Below are 18078 nucleotides of genomic sequence, written 5' to 3' on the forward strand. Positions count from 1 at the left end.
TGGACGAAGAGTGTATGAATGGAATACGTATTTCCCGCCCTTGACTACAAAGCGTTTTTGTCCCGAGCCGAATTCGGCTCTCATGAAGAAACTGTTGACCACGTCAACCGCCAGATTTTCCGCTCCTACCAGGGGCAGAAACCAGGCGAAGTGCCGCATGAATTGTTCAAGCTGCGCTATGACGTGTATTGCATCGAACGGGCCTTTCTGAATGCCGACGATGCGGTCGATGGCATGGAGTTCGACGACTTCGATGATCGTTCGACCCATTTCGCCGCGTTCACGATGGATGAGACACTGATCGGGACAGTGCGTCTTGTCACGCCCCGTCCGCTGCAGCCGTTTCCGTTCCAGCTCCACTGCACCACCTTCCCGGATTTCCGCATGCCCACGCACCACCAGTGCGGCGAGATTTCGCGCCTGGCGGTCAAGCGCACGCACCGCCGCCGGCGTGCCGACAGCGTGCTCGGCATTCCCGGCTTTTCGCCGCTGCGCGCGCAGCCGCTGGTCCTCAACCCGGACCTGGAACGGCGCAGCAGCAATTCGCCGATGCTGCTGCTGGGGATGTACCGCGAGATGTACCGGCACAGCCGCGCCAAGGGGATCCGCTACTGGTTTGCCGCGATGGAGCGTTCGCTCGCCTATTCGCTGGAAAAGATGGGATTCCGCTTCCGCGCCATTGGCCCGGTCTCGGATTACTACGGCGAAGTGACGCCTTATCTGCTGGACCTGGGCGCGCTGGCGCCCGAGCTGGCCGCCAGCAATCCCCCGCTCGGGGCCTGGATGGAAGAAAAGCCGCTGGTGTTTGCCAAGCCGCGCAGCAAACACGTGCGGGTCAGGACGGGCGCGCCCAAGGGCTTACTTGCTGATATCGATTAATTTGGTGACGTGGTTGCGGAAACTGTGCGCCACCATCTGCGGCGAGGCCGGCACCGGCATGCCAGCCAGTAAGTCGTGCATCATCGACACGGCCAGCGCCGCCACCGTGAAGCTGCCCACCGAAATTTGCGAGGCCGGGCAGGGCCGCCCATCTTCCATGATGGTCAGCGCCTTGGCCACCTGCTCGACCACCTGGCGGTCGAGGTGGGCGCCAATGCGGCCCATGATCTTGCCGAACACGGCCGCATAACTGGCATCGCCCTCGCTGCTGGCCAGCGCAATATCGTTCTGAATGATCTGCGCCAGCGAGGCCTTGGAGTCGGCCGGGAAATACAGCACGCCCGCGCCAAAGCCGATCGACAGCGCCGTAAACACCCCCTTGCCCTGGGCCTGGGCCGTGGTGTGCAGGGCAAGAATCGCTTCCAGATCCAGAAAATCGATGGTGTCGAAAATAATGTCCACCTGGGTCACCAGGGCCACCGCATTGGTTTGATCGAGATTGGCTTGCACCGCCTCGACCTGGGCTTGCGGATTGATGCGCAAGATGTGCTTCTTCAGGGCCTGGACCTTGGGCGTGCCGATATCGTCGAAATCGTAGAACTGGCGGTTCAGATTGTGGGCATCGACCGTGTCACCGTCAATCAGTACAAAATGCTGGAACCCCATGCGCGTGGCGGCAATGGCAGTCGAGGCGCCCAGCCCGCAGCCCGCGATCAGGAGCCGGGTTTCCCGGATCTTGCTCTGGGTGGTGGCATCAACATAACCAGTATTGCGGGTGACAAAGGTATCGTAATTGAACGCTGCGCTCATGATGGTCCTCGCTTGGTGGAAGGGTTTGCCAGCTGTGCCTGCTCGAGCATAGTAGAACAAAATGGGCCGCCGCGCGATTGCAAACATGACATCACTTTCCGCTGTCGGCGTTTCTTACACCTCCTACCCGGTGTATGCGAGAGGAATGTAGGCATAGTCTTACTAAATAGAGGAAAACGACAATTTTCCATTCTAGCTGGAAAGTTAAACGTGCCGCCTCTTGCCATTTTCATTGCATTTATTTACACACTGCAAGTTCTAGATAACTGCACAGAAAGCAATGTCGAATTTTCTTACAGGACTTGTCTTTATTGCAAAATAGCATCCATGGAAAATGCCGGGAAAAATCCATCCCTCCTATGAGATTGCGCAATATGCGCGTTGCATAGGCCATCTGGCACGGGGTTTGCTTACAAGGAGGGAACGCTACATAAACAACTCAGCGCCTTCAACGAATCGGAGAGTAATAATATGAATATCAAGAAAATCGCAATGGCAGTAACGCTGGGCCTGGCTTCCTTCGCCGCAGCAGCTGATCCAATCACCAGCGTCACTGGCGCCCTGGAAATCAAACTGGGCGGTCTGACCACCGAGTCGAACCGTACCGCTGGCACCAATGAATCGACCTGGGGCGTTGGCTACCTGAGCACGATCAGCTCGTTCAACACCGACTCGTCGTGGACCGCAGGCGCCACCGACGGCTACCTGTACTACATGATCTACGGTATTGCTGACCAGTCGATCATCGCCAACAACACCAATGGCTTCGACATCTACAACATCGGCGCCACCGGCGGCGTTGCTGACGGCAAGATCCACCTGGATCTGTACTACTCGCCAACCAAGATCAAGGCAATTGACCAGTTCAAGAACGCCAATCCAGGCGACCGCACCGGCTTCGATTCGTACTCGGCCTTCGCTGGTCTGGGCCCAGCTTTCCTGAAGCTGACCTTCGGCCAAGGCATCCAGTCGGTTGACCGTCCAGAAACCGTCGGTATCGACGAGTCGCTGGCGACCATGGTGCAGGACGTGAACGCACAAACCCTGCCAGCTTCGGGCAGCGGCCGCTTCTTCCTGGACGTTGTCGGCGGTACCGATGCGATCCACTGGGATACCAACACCCGCGCTGGCGGCCACGACATGAGCGGCAACTTCACGCTGCGTCCTAACTTCGGCGCTGACAACAACCCGAACTGCACCCAGGCACAAGCCCTGGCAGGCATCTGCTTCGCTGGTCTGATCAACGATCCGATCCTGACCGCACGCGCTGTTCCTGAGCCAGCATCGCTGGCCCTGTTCGGCCTGGGCCTGGTTGGTCTGGCAGGTCTGCGTCGTCGCAAAAGCGCGAAGTAATTCCCGCTAGCGTCAGATTGAAAAGCCGCCGGGTGCAAACCCGGCGGCTTTTTTTACGTCTTGGGCGGAGAAATAAAGGCTTTGTGGAACAGGTGGCGCGCCAGCAGCAGAGGCGGCATGCGCAGCCAGTTGCCGCGAATGTACAAGGCCTTGCGCGCCGCCGCATCACCGGGACGGGCGCAACTGGCGTGCATGGGCAGCAGTGCGCGCAGGAACAGCGCGTCCATCAGGGCCCGCAGCGGCTGCACCGGGCCGGCCTTGGCCAGCGCCGCGGTGACGGCCGCCGGCACCGCCGTGCCCAGCAGGCGGGCCGTGTAACGCAAGGCATAGAACAAGGGCCGCGCCAGTTCGAGTTCGTAGGCGCGCGCGGCCAAGCCCTCCCAGAAGCCGGGCTGCCCGCCAAACTCCGTCAACAGGCGATGCAAGTCGAGCAAGTCGCGCAAACCCTTGTCGAACTCGCCGTCGTAGAACAGATGGGTGGCGCTGTGAATCACCATGTCGGCCGGCGCCAGTACCAGCACGCCGCTTTGGCCCGGCACCGGCAGCGCGCTGGCGCGCAGTTTGGCTGGATCGGGCCGGGCGCGCGCGGTGAGCGGCAAGATGGCGTGGTGCACATCGATCACGCTGCCGCGCTGCACATGCTGCATTGGGGGAATTTCGTGCATCCAGACGCGGTAATAGCGCTGGTCGTAGGCGTCGTGATGGTGGGACATCCAGCCAGCCAGCATCAAGGCCGGCTCGACTTCGTCAATCCGCTCTTTTGGCACCAGGATATCGATATCGGAAAACAGGCGGCCACGGCTGGCAGCCAGGCCGCTGACCGCATAGGCAGCGCCCTTGAGCAATATCAGCGGCACATCCAGCTGAGCCAGCGCGGCGCGGATGCGCGTCACTTCCCATTGCACCCCGGCGCCATGGCGGCGCAGCAGCGACGCGGCCCACTCCAGATGGCGGCGCGGCGCGGCCGGCACCGCGTGCAGCACGCGGTATTGCTCGGCCAGCCCGTGCAGGGTGGCTGTCAGATTTGCCGCCAGCGCCTGGCGCAGCAGGAGATCCCATTCACTGAGCGTGAGCGCGCCCATGCGCTGGGGTTCGCGCAGCACTTCCAGCAGCAAAGGCTCGGTGTCGGATTCAGGCACGGGTGCAGTCAAGGGGTCGGGGGCGCCAGCTGCGCGAAGGTAGCCATCGCATCATCGAGTGCACTGTAGCAGAAACGGAAGCTGCGGCTGCCCTCGATCAAGCCGGCCAGGGCCGCAAAGCCCTGCTCGGCCAGCAGACTGTAATTGAAGGCATTCTGCGCCACATCCATCATGGCCTGACCCTGGGCAATGGGGGTGAGCACGGGCGCGGAACCGGCCACGTATTGCGGGAACACGATCCAGGCGGCACGCACCGCGTCGGCCGCGCGCGCCACGCTTTCGGCCGGCGCCCGGACATGGGCCACCGTGCCCTTGTTGGTATCGGCCACCGGACGGCTAAACACGGCATCGGGCGCATAGCCGCGGATCACTTCGATCGAGGCGTTTTTCAGACTGATGGGGCGCGGCAGCGGTTCGATCAGGCCGTCGGACAGGCGCACCATGGTCAGTTCGTCCGACAGCAAACGCCAGCCGCGGCTGACCAGCGCGGCGCACAAGGTGCTTTTGCCCGAGCCAGGCGGGGCCGGCAGGATGGCGGCGTGGCCGCCCCGCTCCACCACGGCGGCATGGATGATCAGGTAATCGTGGGCCCGGCTCGACACGCACCAGTTCATGGCCCATTCAAACATGGGAAAGGCCTGGTCGACCGGCAAGGGTTTGAACGGTGTATGGCCATCGTGGTCAAACAGGACCTGGCGCCCGGCAAAGCGGCGCAGCCCGGTCGAATGCATCATGTTGACCTGAAAATCCGTGAACGGCGCATCTGCCAGCAGCGGATAGGCGCCGTACAGCAGGCCAATGCCATCGGCCACGTGGCCGATGTCCGAGCGCAGGCGCGTCACAAAGGCGCCGGTGCGCAGGCAGATGCCAGGGCCGGCCAGGCGGGCGCGCAAGGTGGCCGGGTCGAGCGCGCCAACGGTCAGCATGGGAGGAGTTCAATCAAAAACAGCGCGGCCAGCTGGTCCAGTACGGCGCCGGCCTGCTCGTCAAAGGCGGCGTCGCGTGCGCTGTCATGGGCAGCGGCGAGCGCGTCCAGCAGACGGGCAGCGGGCGCCGGCCCCTGCTGCAGCAAGCTGAGCAGATGGGCCGCGCTGTCGCCCAGCAGATGGGTGTCGCCAGAAAGATCGTTGTACACGACGACCTGGTCGTCGAACTGCCGGAAGCGCAAGGCCTGGCCCGGCATCAGCCGCCACATGCCCAGCGCTCAGGACATGGTGGCAGACAGGTAGTCGACCAGCTGGCTGCCGCTCCATGCCTTTTTGGCCCCGGCCGGCGTGTAGGTGCCGTAGGTGTTGTACTGGGCCCAGATATCGAGCACGGCTTGCGGCGTGAGGAAGGTGATGCGGCCCGACAGCACGTTCAGGTAGGTGGCCAGAATGTGCATGGCCACATTGTTTTTGTCGGCTTTTTGCTTGTTCAGAATTTGCATGCAGCTGATGGTGCTGAGCGGGCCGGAACAATAGAAATGCTGGGAAAACTTGTCGCTGGTCTTGACCTGGGCTGGCCAGGCGCTCGGATGGTTCTTCCAGTAGCCTGGCGAAACGCCGTTGCAAACCACGTTCGGACGCTGGCTGTTCAAGTCGCCCGACAAGGCGCCCGACGGCGACTTGCACACCAGGGCAGCCATGGCATGGTTACTGGCCACGGTCATGACCACACCGGATACGCCCAGTCCGGCCAGACGGCGGCGGGAAGCGCCCGCAGGCGACAATGGCGGAATCGCTGCTGGCGCCGCGGGGGCGACGGCATTTCCGTCTTGATGTTCTTGGTTAACCATGGCGCTGGTTCCTAAATGATGCAACCGTTCGGGTTACAGAGAAATACAGATCTGTCCAAAGACAGAACAAACTTTTCCAATAAGGAAGCAAATATCATTCCACGTAGTTACATGCCCAAATGCATTTGATATAAATCAAACACTTATGGTGTGGTCCCGCGAAACCGGGTGAGCTTGTCCTTATGACAAGCACCCCGGCCTGTAAAGTCCACCGACAACTCTATGTCTTAGAAGAAACTTTCAGGGATCACCAGCACGTCGCCCGGGCGCATGGCCGTGTTGGCCGAGATATCGCCTTCCTTGATCAAGTCATTCAGGCGCACTGGCATCTTCTGCAGTTTGCCATCGACTTTACGGATGATACTCGCGTTGTTGCCAGAAGCAAACTCCGTCACACCGCCCACGGCAATCAGCACATCCATCAAGGACATGTCGCGGCGGTAAGGCAGCGCCTGCGGACGGGCAGCCTGGCCAATCACGCGGATCTGCTCGCCATAGGTGCCGGTGAAGCCGGTCACCACCACGGTGACCACAGGTTGCTGAATGAACTTGGCCAGCGCTTTTTCGATGTCGCGCGCCAATTCAGTCGATGTTTTGCCGGAGGCTTGCAAGTCTTCCACCAGCGGGGTGGTGATCTTGCCATCGGGACGCACCGGCACCGACATCGACACTTCCGGATTGCGCCAGACAATGATGTTGACGTTGTCGCCAGGGCCAATCAGGTAGTCGTGCAGCGGCGCTGCGGTCATGTCGCCGGCCACCAGTTCGCCTTTGGTGGCGCAACCGCCCAGAGCCAGCGCCGACAGGGCCAGCGCGCAGCAGGCCAGGCGCTGCAACATATGTGTCATCTTGTTCTTCATGATTCGGATTTCCTCAGTGCGAGTGCGGCGGATGCCGCGCTGTCGGGTTGTTTTCAAGACAAACTGCTTACTCTTTAATAATTGTCTTTTAAATACTAAATGCGCCATTGTAAACCAAGAAAACCACCTGCACGGGGCGGCGACGGACAATTATTTTGCACGCGTGTCTTTACGCTGCAATAAATCGCGGGCATGGTTGGCAGGCACGGCATAGGTGATCCCGCTCGGGTCGGTGATCGCGCTTTCCTTCAAGCCCTTCACGAACACCATGTTAATGATGCCGTAGACGGTGCCGCTGGCCGGGTCATACACGGGGCTGCCACTGTTGCCGGGATAGGCGGTGGCATCGAGCTGGAAGATCGGAAAGCCATCCCTTTGCAAGGCTGCAATCGCGCCGGGTTTGAGCTTGCCCGAGGTGAGCGAGGGCATCACCACGGGCGTGATGGCGGACAACAGCGCGCGGTGGGTGACCGGGTGCAAACCGAGCATCATGCCGAGCGGGTACCCAGTGAAGGCCAGCTCGCGTCCTTCCTGCATCTGGCCCGAATCACCCAGTTGCAGGGCGGGCAGCGGCTTGCCGGAAATGGCCAGGTGGGCCAGGTCGTGCTCGCGGTCAATGCTGACCACGACAGCTGGGCGGAATTCAAAGTTGACGCCGTGGCCAATCGAGATGCCCAGCGTTTCCATGTTGTTGGTGTCGAGCACGGATGGGACCACATGCGCGTTGGTAATGATCTGCAAGCCGTCGCCCGTGGCGAAACCGGTGCCATTGAAACGCACGGCCGGGCTGCGGGTTTTCTGGAAACTGCCGACGCCGACCACCGATTGCTTGACCTGGGCAATGGTGGTGGGAAAGTCAGCGGCCAGCCCGGGCACGATGGCACCGATTGAGCAAAAAAGCAACACTATTGATTGTCGGAATGACATCGAGGTCTCCCTGCTGGACAAGTTGAAAAGTTTTGTAATTTTCACATTATATATAGCGTTTTGTCTTAAGCAACAATACAATGTGCATGGGTCCGAAACCGGCCCGCGCGGCCGCCCTTCCCGGCCTAGGGGACGATTCATTTGAATGCATGAGCTGCACAAAAAATGTGTATCATGCGACATTTATGCTGTTAATTAAACAACGGAGTTGCGTTGTGCAGGACGGCGGTACAGCACCGCACCGAAGGCCGTGGCTGGCTTGTCACACTTTTCCATAATGCAATTGCAATTGCAATGTTTGCAAGCGATGATAGCCAGCCCGGCCCCACTTTTTGCGCACCAGCGCTCCGACAGATTCTTATGATGGCGAGATCGACGAGATGGCAGAACTGACAGCCGTATTACTTACCTTTTTAAAGGCGATCGGCAAGTACCGCTGGTACGCCGTGGTGATTTCCTGGACCGTGGCCGTGATTGGCTGGTTCGTGGTGTATTCCCTGCCCAACGACTACCAGGCCTCGGCGCGGGTGTACGTCGATACCCAGAGCGTGCTCAAGCCGCTGCTGTCGAACATGGCCACCTTGCCCAATCTGGACCAGCAAGTCATGTTCATGCGGCGCACCCTGATCAGTCGTCCGAACGTCGAACGCGTCATGCGCATGGTCGACCTGGACGTCAAATCGACCACCCCCAAGCAGCACGAAAAACAGGTCGACGAGCTGATCGAGAAGATCAAGATCACTGGCACCGAACGCGACGATATCTACACCATCTCGTACAACAATCCAAACCCGAAACTGGGCAAGGATGTGGTGCAGTCGCTGCTGACCATCTTCGTCGAAGGCAGTTTTGGCGGGAAGAAACAGGATTCCGACAAGGCCATCCAGTTCATTGATGATCAGATCAAGTCGTATGAAGAAAAGCTGACCGCCGCCGAAAACGAGCTGAAGGACTTCAAGATCAAGAACATGGGCATGCTGCCACGCGGCAACACGGACTACACGGCCAGCATGGTCGAGATCACCGACAAGCTCAACCAGGCACGTTTGGAACTGGTCGAAGCCGAGCAGAGCCGCAATGCCATCAAGCGCCAGATTGGCGACAGTGGTTCCGGCAAGCCAGGCAGCATTGCCAATCCAGAACTGGACGCACGCATTACCCAGGTCAACAAGCAGCTCGACGCCCTGCGCATGCAATTTACCGAAGAGCATCCGGACATCGTTGGCGCCAAGCGCCTGCTGGCCCAGCTGGAAGAAAAGAAAAAGGAAGATGCCCGTACCCGCGTGCCTGGCAACGATCCTGGCGTCAACTACAGCCCCATGCTGCAACAGATGAAAGTGTCGCTGTCGGAAGCCGAATCGCGCGTGGCGGCACTGCGCGCCCGGGTCGACGAATTCTCCTCGCGTGCCCAGCGCCTGAAATTGCAGAGCACGACAGCGCCAGAGATTGAAGCACAATTGTCGCAGCTCAACCGTGACTATGCTGTAAACAAGGAAAACTATCAGAAGCTGGTAGAGAAGCGCGAATCGGCCAAGCTGTCCGGCGACATCAGTTCCGCCACCGACATGCTGACCTTCCGCGTGATCGACCCGCCAACCGCGCCCATCACGCCGGCTGGCCCCAACCGTCCACGCCTGTTCTCGGTCGTGTTCGTGGTGGCCCTGGCCTGTGGCCTCGGTGTGGCATTGCTGATGAGCCAGTTCCGTCCGACCTTCCTGAGCCAGGCTTCCCTGCGCGAAGTGACGGGCGTGCCGATTCTGGGCAGCATCAGCATGAACTGGACGCCGGAACAGCAATCGCGCCATAAAAAGCGCCTGTACGGTCTGGCGGCGTCGGTATTCATGTTGTTTGGTACATACGGCGCCGTGATGGCGGCCATACTGATCAGGCCTTCGGTCTGACCGACGATCACGGGAGAACTTTGTGAGCATCATCGAAAAAGCAGCAAAACGGATGGACGAAAAGCGCGAGGCAGCCGCGCTGCACGCGCCTGTTGACGGCGCTGCACCGGCCCCAGCCGCGGCCACCGCCGCAGCAGTGCCTGCACCAGCACCTGCAGCACCGGCAGCAGCGACCGGTCCGGCAGCAGCGCCCGCCATGGCGGCCCCGGCCCCGGCCGAAGCGCCGCGCGCCCGCGCTGCCACCAAGCGGGTCGAGCTGGACCTGAACCACATGCGCGACTCGGGCATGGTCACCGCCGCGGGCGGACGCACCACCCTGGTGGAAGACTTCCGCATCATCAAGCGGCCCCTGATCAAGCGCGCCTTTGCCGCGCGCAACCCGGGCGACAAGCCAGGCAACCTGATCATGATCACCAGCTCGCTGCCGGGTGAAGGCAAGACCTATTGCGCCATCAATCTGGCCATGAGCATTGCCATGGAGCTGGACCACACGGTCTTGCTGGTCGATGCCGACGTGGCGCGTCCTTCAGTGCTGCGCGTGCTTGGCCTGCCAGCCCAGCGCGGCTTGATGGACCTGCTGCTCGACGACAAGATCGACATGGCTGACGTCATGCTGCGCACCAACGTTGACACGCTCAGCCTGCTGCCCGCCGGCACCAGCAACGCGCGCGCCACCGAACTGCTGGCCAGCCACACCATGAGCCAGTTCGTCACCGAAATTGCCAACCGCTACCCGGACCGGATCGTCATCTTCGATTCGCCGCCGCTGCTGCTCACCAGCGAAGCGCACGTGCTGGCCAGCCACATGGGCCAGATCGTGGTTGTGGTGGAATCGGAAACCACCACCCAGCATGCGGTCAAGGAATCGCTGCGCCAGCTCGAAGGCTGCAGCAACGTCAATCTCATCTACAACAAGACGCGTGAATTCCCCGGTGTCGAAGAAACTTATGACTATCACTACGGCTAAGCTGGCACAGGCGGTTGCGCACGCCTATGCCCGCCCACTGGCCGTGCCGCTGGCGCTCACTGCGCTGCTGCTGGGTCAGGGCGCGCGCGCGGCCGACGCGCCGCCCCTGATGCCGGAAGCGCCCGTGGCCCCGCTCACCCCGGGCGAAGCTGAAACCGGCTTGAGCAAGTGGGCGCCGCTGGCCGGCCGTGACGTGCCGACTGCCAGCTTCCCTCTGGCCGCACCGCTGCTGCGCAAGGAGAAATTTTTCACGCCCACGCTGGATTTGCGCCAAAGCTATTCCGACAATGTGGCCCTGCGTCCTGATGGTCTGGAGCGCGGCAGTTTCGTCAGCGAAATTGCACCTGGTTTCCGCGTCAAGCACACGGGTCCGCGCCTGGCCCTGAACGGCCAGTACGAGTTTCATTATTACAAAATGTCGGACAGCGACATCCCGGGCGTGCGCCGTTCTTCACGCATGCTGCGCGCCGACGGCAAGGCCGAACTGGTCAACGAATTGCTGTACATGGATGCCAACGCCGGCATCGCGAACCAGAGCATTTCCGCCTTCGCCCAGACGCGCAGCGGCAGCCCCTACACCACGGCCAACCAGACCGAAGTGCGCAGCTGGCGCATCAGCCCCTACCTGGTGCACCGCTTTGGCAGCACCGCCAGCGGCGAGCTGCGCTATGCCCGCGACGCGGTCGACTCGGGCACCAGCGGTCTGGGCAATACCGATGGCGACACGCTCTCGCTGCGCTTGAACAGCGGCCCCAGCTTCAAGAAATTCAGCTGGAACCTGACTGCCAGCCAGCAGGAAATCAGGGACACGGAACGCAACGATTCCACCATCAAGACCACCAACCTGGGCATGGCCTATCAGCTCGGCCACACCTTCAATGTGCTGGCCGGCGTGGGCTACGATGACTACGATTACCAGGCCCTGGGCGGCAGCACAGCCGGGCGCGCCTGGAATGCGGGCCTGGGCTGGACGCCCAGCCGGCGCACCAGCATCCAGGCCACCCTGGGCCACCGTTATTACGGCCCCAGCCGCACCCTGAACGCCACCCATCGCAGCCGCCGCACGGTGTGGAGCATCAAATACGACGACACTGTTACCACCACGCGCGCCAACTTCATCATCCCAAGCGCGGTCGACACTGCCACCTTGCTGGACGGCTTGTTCCTGGGCACCTTCCCGGATCCGGCCGAGCGCGCCCGCGCGGTGGACGCCTACATCCGCGCTGCCGGTCTGCCGCCTTCGATTGCTGACAATATCAATTTCTTCAGCAACCGTTACATGCTCCAGAAACAATTGCGCGCTACCATGGCATTTCGCGGTGGGCGCAGCGGTGCCGTGGTCAGTCTGTTCCACCTGCGGCGCGATGCGCTGTCAGTGCGCGCCACCGACAGCGAACTGCTGGGCAGCTCGCTCAATACCATTAACGACAACGTCAAGCAAGCCGGGATCGAAACCCAGTTCAGCTATCGGCTGAGCGGGCGCACCAACCTGAACCTGGTGGCAAATGTCACCAACAATGAATCGCTGACCACGGCACTGCAGACGCGTACCCATGCCCTGCGCCTGAGCGCAAACCACCAGCTGGGCGCGAGAATGGTCGGCACGGTCGAACTGCGTCACATTCGCGGCAACGCGGCGGTGCAGATCGACAATCCGTACACCGAAAATGCGGTGGCGGCATCCATTTCAATGCAGCTATAGCGGAGTCGAATCGCGATGTATGAATCATTCTACGGGCTCAGCGCCAAACCATTCCGGCTGCGCCCCGATCCCCACTTCTTTTTCGGAAGCAAGGGACACAAGCGCGCCATGGCTTACCTCGAGTACGGCCTGTCGCAAGGCGAAGGCTTCATCGTCATCACTGGCGAAGTCGGGGCCGGCAAGACCACGCTGGTGCGCAACCTGTTCAACAAGCTCTCGTCCGAGCAAATTGTCGCTGCCCACATCGTCAACACCCACCTCGATTCGGATGATACCTTGCGCATGGTCGTGTCGGCCTTCGGCTTGCCATACGAAAACGTCAGCAAGGCCGATCTGCTGACCCGCCTGGAACAATTCCTGCGCGCCTCCGACCAGCAAGGCCGGCGCGCCCTGCTGGTGGTCGATGAAGCGCAAAACCTGAAGCCGGGCACGGTGGAAGAGTTGCGCATGCTGTCGAATTTCCAGACCGATGACAAATGCCTGCTGCAAACCTTCCTGATTGGCCAGCCGGAATTTCGCGGCACCCTGCACAGCCCCGGCATGCAGCAGTTGCGCCAGCGCGTCATTGCCAGCTACCACCTGGGTCCCATGGATGCGGAAGAAACCCGTCTCTATATTGAACACCGTCTGAGCACGGTCGGCTGGAAGGGCGACCCGCGCTTTTCCGATGGCGCCCACGATGCGATTTTCGCCTACACAGGCGGCATTCCGCGCAAGGTCAACACCCTGTGCGACCGCATCCTGCTGATGGGCTTCCTGGAAGACATGCATGCCTTCGAGGAAAGCGACGTGGCCAACGTGATTGGCGACATTGCCGAAGAGTTCGAAGTGCCCCTGAGCGCCGCGCCCGCACCGGCCCCGGCCGCCAGCCCGGCACCGCGCCGCGCCCAGCCCGATGCCGAGCTGGACGGCGACGAACTGCCCCTGTCCGACACCAGCCCCTTGCTCGACGAGCGCATGATGCGCCTGGAAAAATCGGTGGTCTCGGTGCTGAACATCCTGAAAAAAATCGTGGCCACGCCGGCCGGGGCGAATTCGCCCCTTAACCACAATAACGACTAATGATCCTCGCTCCTGCACGATCCCGCGCCCCGGGCGCGCCGATTCCGAACGCCATGACCTGCGACGTGGAAGATTACTTCCAGGTATCCGCCTTCGCGCCCCACATCGACCGCGCCAGCTGGCCCACGCGCGAATGCCGGGTCGAAGCGAACATCGACCGCATCCTGGCGCTCATGGCTGACGGCAACGTCAAAGCCACCTTCTTTACCTTGGGCTGGATTGCCGAGCGCTATCCCGCCATGGTGCGCCGCATTGTCGACGGCGGCCACGAACTGGCAAGCCACGGCTATGGCCACTTGCGCGCTTCCGACCAGGATCTGGCTGCCTTCACTGAAGACATCACCAGCAGCAAGAAAATGCTGGAAGACATAGGCGGCCAGCAAGTGCGCGGCTACCGCGCGCCCAGTTTTTCGATTGGCACCGGCAATCTGTGGGCGCTGGACGCCCTGCTGGCCGCCGGCTACCGCTACAGCTCCAGCATTTATCCGATCAAGCACGACCATTACGGCATGCCGGACGCGCCCCGCTTCGCGTTTTATCCGAACGGGACTGACGGTTTGCTGGAAGTGCCGATCACCACGGTCCGCATGGGCCAGCGCAACCTGCCGGCCGGCGGCGGCGGCTATTTCCGCCTGCTGCCCTACGCCCTGTCGCGCTGGATGATGGCCAAGGTCAACGACGACGATCAGGAATCGGCCATTTTCTACTTCCACCCGTGGGAAATTGATCCGGGCCAGCCGCGCCCGGAAGGCGTGGACCTCAAGTCGCGCTTCCGCCACTACGTCAATCTGGACCGCATGGAAGGGCGCATCAAGGCCCTGACCCGCGATTTTGCGTGGGACCGCATGGACAACATTTTCCTGGGCCGCGCATGAGCACCATGACCGATACCGTTCTGGCGCAAGCCGGCGCTGCCGCTGCCAGCCCCGCCGTCCTGAAACTGCTGACCCCGGCCGAGTATGCCCGCTGGGACGCCTTTGTCGACGCCACGCCCGACGCCACCTTCTTCCACAAGGCTGGCTGGCAAACCGTGATCGAGCGCGTCTACGGCCACAAGACCTGGTTCTATTATGTGGAGCAGGACGGCCGCATCGTCGGCATCTTGCCGCTGGCACAAATGAAGAGCCGCCTGTTCGGCCACTGGCTCGGTTCGCTGCCGTTTTGCGTGCTGGGCGGCGCCATCGCCAGCACCGAGTCCGCACGCACCATGCTCGACGCCGCCGCCGACAAGCTGGCGCGCGAACTGCAGGTCGGCCATCTGGAATACCGCCAGCTGGTGCGGGCCCATCCCAACGACCCCAACTGGCATACCAAGGAACTGTACGTCACCTTCCGCAAAGCCATTTCCGCGGACGATGAAGAAAACCTCAACGCCATCCCGCGCAAGCAGCGCGCCATGGTGCGCAAGGGCATCAAGCTGGGCCTGACGGGCGAAATCGACCAGGGCGTGGACCGCTTCTTCACCTGCTACGCCACGAGCGTGCACCGCCTGGGCACGCCCGTGTTTCCGAAGTCGTATTTCAAAGTGATCAAGGAAGTCTTTGGCGAAGCCTGCGAAATCCGCGTGATCGTGCGCGAAGGCGAGCTGATTGCTGCCGTAATGAGCTTCTACTTCCGCGACGAAGTGCTGCCTTACTACGGCGGCGGCATGCCCGCTGCGCGCGAAACCGCCGGCAACGACTTCATGTACTGGAACCTGATGCAGGCGGCCGCCGCACGTGGCGCACGCATCTTCGACTTTGGCCGCAGCAAGCTGGGCACCGGCGCCTTCGACTTCAAAAAGAACTGGGGCTTCGAGCCCACCCCGCTGGAATACGAATACCGTTTGTACGCGGCCACCGAGCTGCCGGACAACAATCCGCTCAACCCGAAATACCAGCTCTTCATCAAGATGTGGAAAAAGATGCCGATCGGATTGGCCAATTTCCTCGGCCCGTTCATCGTCCGGAGCCTGGGCTGATCGTGGAAAACCTGCTCCTGCTGATCCACCGGATTCCCTACCCGCCCAACAAGGGCGACAAGATCCGCTCCTACCATTTGCTCAAGCATCTGGCGCAGCACTACCACGTGCATCTGGCCACCTTTGTCGACGACGAAGACGACTGGCAGCACGTGCCAACGGTGCAAGCCATGTGCACCAGCAGCCATTTCGGCAAGCTCAACCCGCTGAGCGGCAAGCTGCGCAGCCTGGCCGCGCTGACGTCAAAGCGCTCGCTCTCGTTCGACTACTACCGTAGCAGCGCCATGCAAGCCTGGGTCGACCAGACCATGGCGGCCCACAAGATCGAGCGCGTGCTGGTGTTTTCCTCGCCCATGGCGCAGTACGCCGAAGCGTATCCGGCCGCGCGCCGCGTGGTTGATTTCTGCGATGTCGACTCCGACAAGTGGCGCCAGTACGCCAGCCAGAAGCCATGGCCCATGAGCTGGCTGTACCGGCGCGAAGCGGACACCCTGCTGACCTACGAACGCCACGTGGCCGCTACCTGCGACGCCTCGCTGTTTGTGTCCGATCCGGAAGCGGAATTGTTCCGCACCCTGGCGCCCGAAAGCGCGGCCAAGATCGGCTACTTCAACAACGGCGTCGACACCGACTATTTTTCGCCCGAGCGCACTTACGCGCGGCCCTACGCTGCCGGCGAGCGCGCCCTGGTATTCACCGGCGCCATGGACTACTGGCCCAACATCGACGCGGTGCAGTGGTTCGCCAACGAGATTTTCCCGCCCCTGTTCAAGGCCAATCCGGCGCTGCGCTTTTACATTGTGGGCGCGCGTCCCACGCCGGCTGTCAGCGCCCTGGGCCAGCTGCCTGGCGTGACCGTGACCGGCACCGTGCCCGATGTGCGGCCGTACATTCATCACGCCGAAGTCACCGTAGCGCCGCTGCGCATCGCTCGCGGCATCCAGAACAAGGTGCTCGAGGCGATGGCCATGGCGCGCCCGATGGTGGTCTCGCCCCAGGCGCTGGAAGGCATTGACGCCATTCCCGGCAGCGAATTGCTGCTGGCCGATGGCGCCGACGCCTTCATTGCCACCTTGTCGGCCCTGGTGGCCACCCCCAACGCCGCCCTTGGCAGCGCCGCCCGCAGCAAGGTTGAACGCCAGTACAGCTGGCCGAGCAATCTGGCGCGCATCGAAGCGAGACTCGAATGCTCCTGAACGACAATCCCGCGCTGGCCGGTTCCGCCACGCCGCCGGTGCCTGCCCTGTCTGCGGCCACCCTGGCCATGATCGTGCTGGCCATCCTGGCGCCCTTCCTGTTTTACTTTGACACGGCGCGCTCGATCGTCGAGGTGTGGAACAGCTCCGAGACCTTCGCCCACGGCTACATCATTGCCCCCATCAGTCTGTGGCTGATCTGGCGCCGGCGCGCCAACTTCCGCGCCCTGCCGCCGGGACCATGCTGGCCCGCGCTGCTGCTGTTGCTGGCGCTGGGCGCCGGCTGGCTGGTGGCGCGCATGGGCGAAGTGCAGGTGGTGCAGCAGTATGCTTTTGTCGCCATGCTGCCCGTGATTGCGCTGGCCATTCTGGGGCGCCGCCTGGCCGGCTCGCTGGCCTTTCCCCTCCTGTTCCTGCTGTTCGCGGTGCCCTTTGGCGAAATCTTCATTGGCCCGCTGATTGAATTTACCGCCGACTTCACCATCTGGGCGGTGCAGGCCACCGGCATTCCGGTCCTGCGCAACGGCACCCATTTCGAACTCCCGACCGGCAACTGGTCGGTGGTGGAAGCCTGCAGTGGCGTGCGCTATCTGATTTCCTCGGTCACCATCGGCAGCCTGTACGCCTACCTGACCTACCGTTCGACCCTGCGCCGGGCCGTGTTCATTGCCGCCTCGATCGTGGTGCCCGTGATCGCCAACGGCATGCGCGCCTACCTGATCGTCATGATCGGCCACACCAGCAATATGGAACTGGCCACCGGCGTGGACCACCTGATCTACGGCTGGATCTTCTTTGGCATCGTCATGTTCATCATGTTCTGGGTGGGCAGCTACTGGCGCCAGGATACCGACGCCGAAAGCGCCGCCCTGCCGCCGGCGCGCGCTGCCGACGCTACGGCACCGGCCGCCATCGCCAAAATGCTGCTGGCGGTGCTTGCCGCCTGCGCGCTGTGGCCGGCGTTCGCCTATTACAGCGACCGCGCCACGCATAATCCGAAACCGGTGGCCCTGGCGCCGATCACTCTCGGCGGCGAAGCTGCCGGCGCATTCTCAAGCTGGGTACCGAGCTTCATGCCGGCCGATGCAGGCTTCAACAGCGTGGTGCAAAGCCAAGGCGGCAAGCCGGTGGCACTGACCATTCTGTACTACCGCAACCAGACCCGCGACAAGGCCTTGATCAGTTCCGTCAACCGCCTGGCTGCCGAGAAGGACCCTTACCATGAGCTGGGCGGGGCAGTGCGCACCGAGCAAATTGACGGGCGCACCCTGACCGTGCGCGAAACGCGCATGCGCGGCGCGACCGGCACCTTCCTGGTCTGGCACTGGCTGCGCGTGGACGGCCACCCGGTCACCAACCCGTATGCGGGCAAACTGCGCCAGGCCGCCGCCAAGCTGATGCTGCGCGGTGACGACGGCGCTGCCATCATGCTCTCTTCGCCCTACAGCGAAGATCAGGAAGCCGCACGCACTGCCCTGCGCGCCTTCCTCAATACCAATCTGAAAGCGATCGACGCCGCGCTCGATACGACCGCCGCGAATTAAT

The 18078-nt window shown here is 62.0% G+C and carries 17 protein-coding genes; 10 read left to right on the plus strand and 7 right to left on the minus strand.

Translation table 11 applies throughout. The annotated features are described in order from the left end of the window. Positions 1 to 18: 18 nt before the first annotated feature. Positions 19 to 879, plus strand: a complete 861-nt coding sequence (locus BUC24_RS19860; RefSeq protein WP_073220754.1) for a PEP-CTERM/exosortase system-associated acyltransferase — start codon at positions 19 to 21, stop codon at positions 877 to 879. On the opposite strand, the gene BUC24_RS19865 is transcribed toward BUC24_RS19860, so the two are convergent. Further along, positions 859 to 1689: a ThiF family adenylyltransferase gene (locus tag BUC24_RS19865; RefSeq protein ID WP_073220757.1), complete on the minus strand. Its 831-nt coding sequence runs from the start codon at positions 1687 to 1689 to the stop codon at positions 859 to 861. The two genes, BUC24_RS19860 and BUC24_RS19865, sit on opposite strands and share 21 nt — an antisense overlap. 471 nt (positions 1690 to 2160) lie before the next feature. Between BUC24_RS19865 and BUC24_RS19870 the strand changes: the two genes are divergently transcribed. Further along, a complete protein-coding gene (locus BUC24_RS19870; RefSeq protein WP_073220761.1) occupies positions 2161 to 3042 on the plus strand; it encodes a PEP-CTERM sorting domain-containing protein in 882 nt (293 codons plus the stop codon). 53 nt (positions 3043 to 3095) lie between these two features. On the opposite strand, the gene BUC24_RS19875 is transcribed toward BUC24_RS19870, so the two are convergent. From BUC24_RS19875 to BUC24_RS19900, 6 genes are all read right to left on the minus strand, one after another. After that, entirely contained in the window at positions 3096 to 4181 is a 1086-nt protein-coding gene (locus BUC24_RS19875; RefSeq protein WP_218606524.1) for a nucleotidyltransferase domain-containing protein, read from the minus strand. An 8-nt stretch (positions 4182 to 4189) separates the two neighbouring features. Continuing rightward, on the minus strand, positions 4190 to 5107 hold the full coding sequence (locus BUC24_RS19880; protein WP_073220765.1) for an HprK-related kinase A: 918 nt from the start codon (positions 5105 to 5107) through the stop codon (positions 4190 to 4192). After that, positions 5101 to 5376 (minus strand): HPr-rel-A system PqqD family peptide chaperone, encoded by a 276-nt coding sequence (locus BUC24_RS19885; protein WP_073220769.1) that lies wholly within the window; start codon positions 5374 to 5376, stop codon positions 5101 to 5103. The genes BUC24_RS19880 and BUC24_RS19885 overlap by 7 nt, the downstream gene beginning before the upstream one ends. A 9-nt stretch (positions 5377 to 5385) precedes the next feature. Continuing rightward, a complete protein-coding gene (locus BUC24_RS19890; RefSeq protein ID WP_073220772.1) occupies positions 5386 to 5958 on the minus strand; it encodes a hypothetical protein in 573 nt (190 codons plus the stop codon). Between the two features lie 227 nt (positions 5959 to 6185). Then, positions 6186 to 6818, minus strand: a complete 633-nt coding sequence (locus BUC24_RS19895) for an XrtA/PEP-CTERM system exopolysaccharide export protein (RefSeq protein ID WP_073220775.1) — start codon at positions 6816 to 6818, stop codon at positions 6186 to 6188. A gap of 150 nt (positions 6819 to 6968) precedes the next feature. Beyond that, positions 6969 to 7724, minus strand: a complete 756-nt coding sequence (locus tag BUC24_RS19900; RefSeq protein ID WP_307188471.1) for a S1 family peptidase — start codon at positions 7722 to 7724, stop codon at positions 6969 to 6971. A 401-nt stretch (positions 7725 to 8125) separates the two neighbouring features. Between BUC24_RS19900 and BUC24_RS19905 the strand changes: the two genes are divergently transcribed. Genes BUC24_RS19905 through xrtA form a run of 8 tightly spaced genes read left to right on the plus strand, consistent with a single transcriptional unit; the run spans position 8126 to position 18077 of the window. Next, positions 8126 to 9646 (plus strand): XrtA system polysaccharide chain length determinant, encoded by a 1521-nt coding sequence (locus BUC24_RS19905; protein WP_073221602.1) that lies wholly within the window; start codon positions 8126 to 8128, stop codon positions 9644 to 9646. A gap of 22 nt (positions 9647 to 9668) precedes the next feature. After that, complete coding sequence (locus BUC24_RS19910; RefSeq protein ID WP_073220782.1) at positions 9669 to 10613, plus strand: XrtA-associated tyrosine autokinase; 945 nt, start codon at positions 9669 to 9671, stop codon at positions 10611 to 10613. Continuing rightward, positions 10594 to 12315, plus strand: coding sequence for a TIGR03016 family PEP-CTERM system-associated outer membrane protein (locus BUC24_RS19915; protein WP_073220784.1), 1722 nt, complete (start codon positions 10594 to 10596; stop codon positions 12313 to 12315). The genes BUC24_RS19910 and BUC24_RS19915 overlap by 20 nt, the downstream gene beginning before the upstream one ends. A gap of 15 nt (positions 12316 to 12330) precedes the next feature. Beyond that, positions 12331 to 13377 carry an XrtA/PEP-CTERM system-associated ATPase gene (locus BUC24_RS19920; RefSeq protein WP_073220787.1) on the plus strand — a complete coding sequence of 349 codons (1047 nt, stop codon included), beginning with the start codon at positions 12331 to 12333 and terminating at the stop codon, positions 13375 to 13377. Beyond that, the gene (locus BUC24_RS19925) at positions 13377 to 14252 is read left to right on the plus strand and encodes an XrtA system polysaccharide deacetylase (RefSeq protein ID WP_073220790.1); all 876 of its coding nucleotides are present in this window, start codon (positions 13377 to 13379) and stop codon (positions 14250 to 14252) included. Before BUC24_RS19920 ends, BUC24_RS19925 begins: the two co-directional genes overlap by 1 nt. Beyond that, complete coding sequence (locus tag BUC24_RS19930; protein ID WP_073220793.1) at positions 14249 to 15337, plus strand: FemAB family XrtA/PEP-CTERM system-associated protein; 1089 nt, start codon at positions 14249 to 14251, stop codon at positions 15335 to 15337. The genes BUC24_RS19925 and BUC24_RS19930 overlap by 4 nt, the downstream gene beginning before the upstream one ends. A gap of 2 nt (positions 15338 to 15339) precedes the next feature. After that, on the plus strand, positions 15340 to 16533 hold the full coding sequence (locus BUC24_RS19935) for a TIGR03087 family PEP-CTERM/XrtA system glycosyltransferase (RefSeq protein WP_073220797.1): 1194 nt from the start codon (positions 15340 to 15342) through the stop codon (positions 16531 to 16533). Then, a complete protein-coding gene (gene xrtA, locus BUC24_RS19940) occupies positions 16524 to 18077 on the plus strand; it encodes an exosortase A (RefSeq protein WP_073220800.1) in 1554 nt (517 codons plus the stop codon). Before BUC24_RS19935 ends, xrtA begins: the two co-directional genes overlap by 10 nt. The last annotated feature ends 1 nt before the right edge of the window (position 18078 follow it).

Origin of the sequence: Massilia sp. CF038, from assembly GCF_900129765.1 — a bacterium.
Classification (GTDB): Bacteria; Pseudomonadota; Gammaproteobacteria; order Burkholderiales; family Burkholderiaceae_D; genus Telluria_A.

Excerpts from the sequence above, each read along its gene's own strand:
- BUC24_RS19860 (WP_073220754.1), top strand. The coding sequence starts at position 19 with ATGGAATACGTATTTCCCGCCCTTGACTACAAAGCGTTTTTGTCCCGA.
- BUC24_RS19865 (WP_073220757.1), bottom strand. The coding sequence starts at position 1,689 with ATGAGCGCAGCGTTCAATTACGATACCTTTGTCACCCGCAATACTGGT.
- BUC24_RS19870 (WP_073220761.1), top strand. The coding sequence starts at position 2,161 with ATGAATATCAAGAAAATCGCAATGGCAGTAACGCTGGGCCTGGCTTCC.
- BUC24_RS19880 (WP_073220765.1), bottom strand. The coding sequence starts at position 5,107 with ATGCTGACCGTTGGCGCGCTCGACCCGGCCACCTTGCGCGCCCGCCTG.
- BUC24_RS19885 (WP_073220769.1), bottom strand. The coding sequence starts at position 5,376 with ATGTGGCGGCTGATGCCGGGCCAGGCCTTGCGCTTCCGGCAGTTCGAC.
- BUC24_RS19890 (WP_073220772.1), bottom strand. The coding sequence starts at position 5,958 with ATGGTTAACCAAGAACATCAAGACGGAAATGCCGTCGCCCCCGCGGCG.
- BUC24_RS19895 (WP_073220775.1), bottom strand. The coding sequence starts at position 6,818 with ATGAAGAACAAGATGACACATATGTTGCAGCGCCTGGCCTGCTGCGCG.
- BUC24_RS19905 (WP_073221602.1), top strand. The coding sequence starts at position 8,126 with ATGGCAGAACTGACAGCCGTATTACTTACCTTTTTAAAGGCGATCGGC.
- BUC24_RS19915 (WP_073220784.1), top strand. The coding sequence starts at position 10,594 with ATGACTATCACTACGGCTAAGCTGGCACAGGCGGTTGCGCACGCCTAT.
- BUC24_RS19920 (WP_073220787.1), top strand. The coding sequence starts at position 12,331 with ATGTATGAATCATTCTACGGGCTCAGCGCCAAACCATTCCGGCTGCGC.
- BUC24_RS19925 (WP_073220790.1), top strand. The coding sequence starts at position 13,377 with ATGATCCTCGCTCCTGCACGATCCCGCGCCCCGGGCGCGCCGATTCCG.
- BUC24_RS19930 (WP_073220793.1), top strand. The coding sequence starts at position 14,249 with ATGAGCACCATGACCGATACCGTTCTGGCGCAAGCCGGCGCTGCCGCT.
- xrtA (WP_073220800.1), top strand. The coding sequence starts at position 16,524 with ATGCTCCTGAACGACAATCCCGCGCTGGCCGGTTCCGCCACGCCGCCG.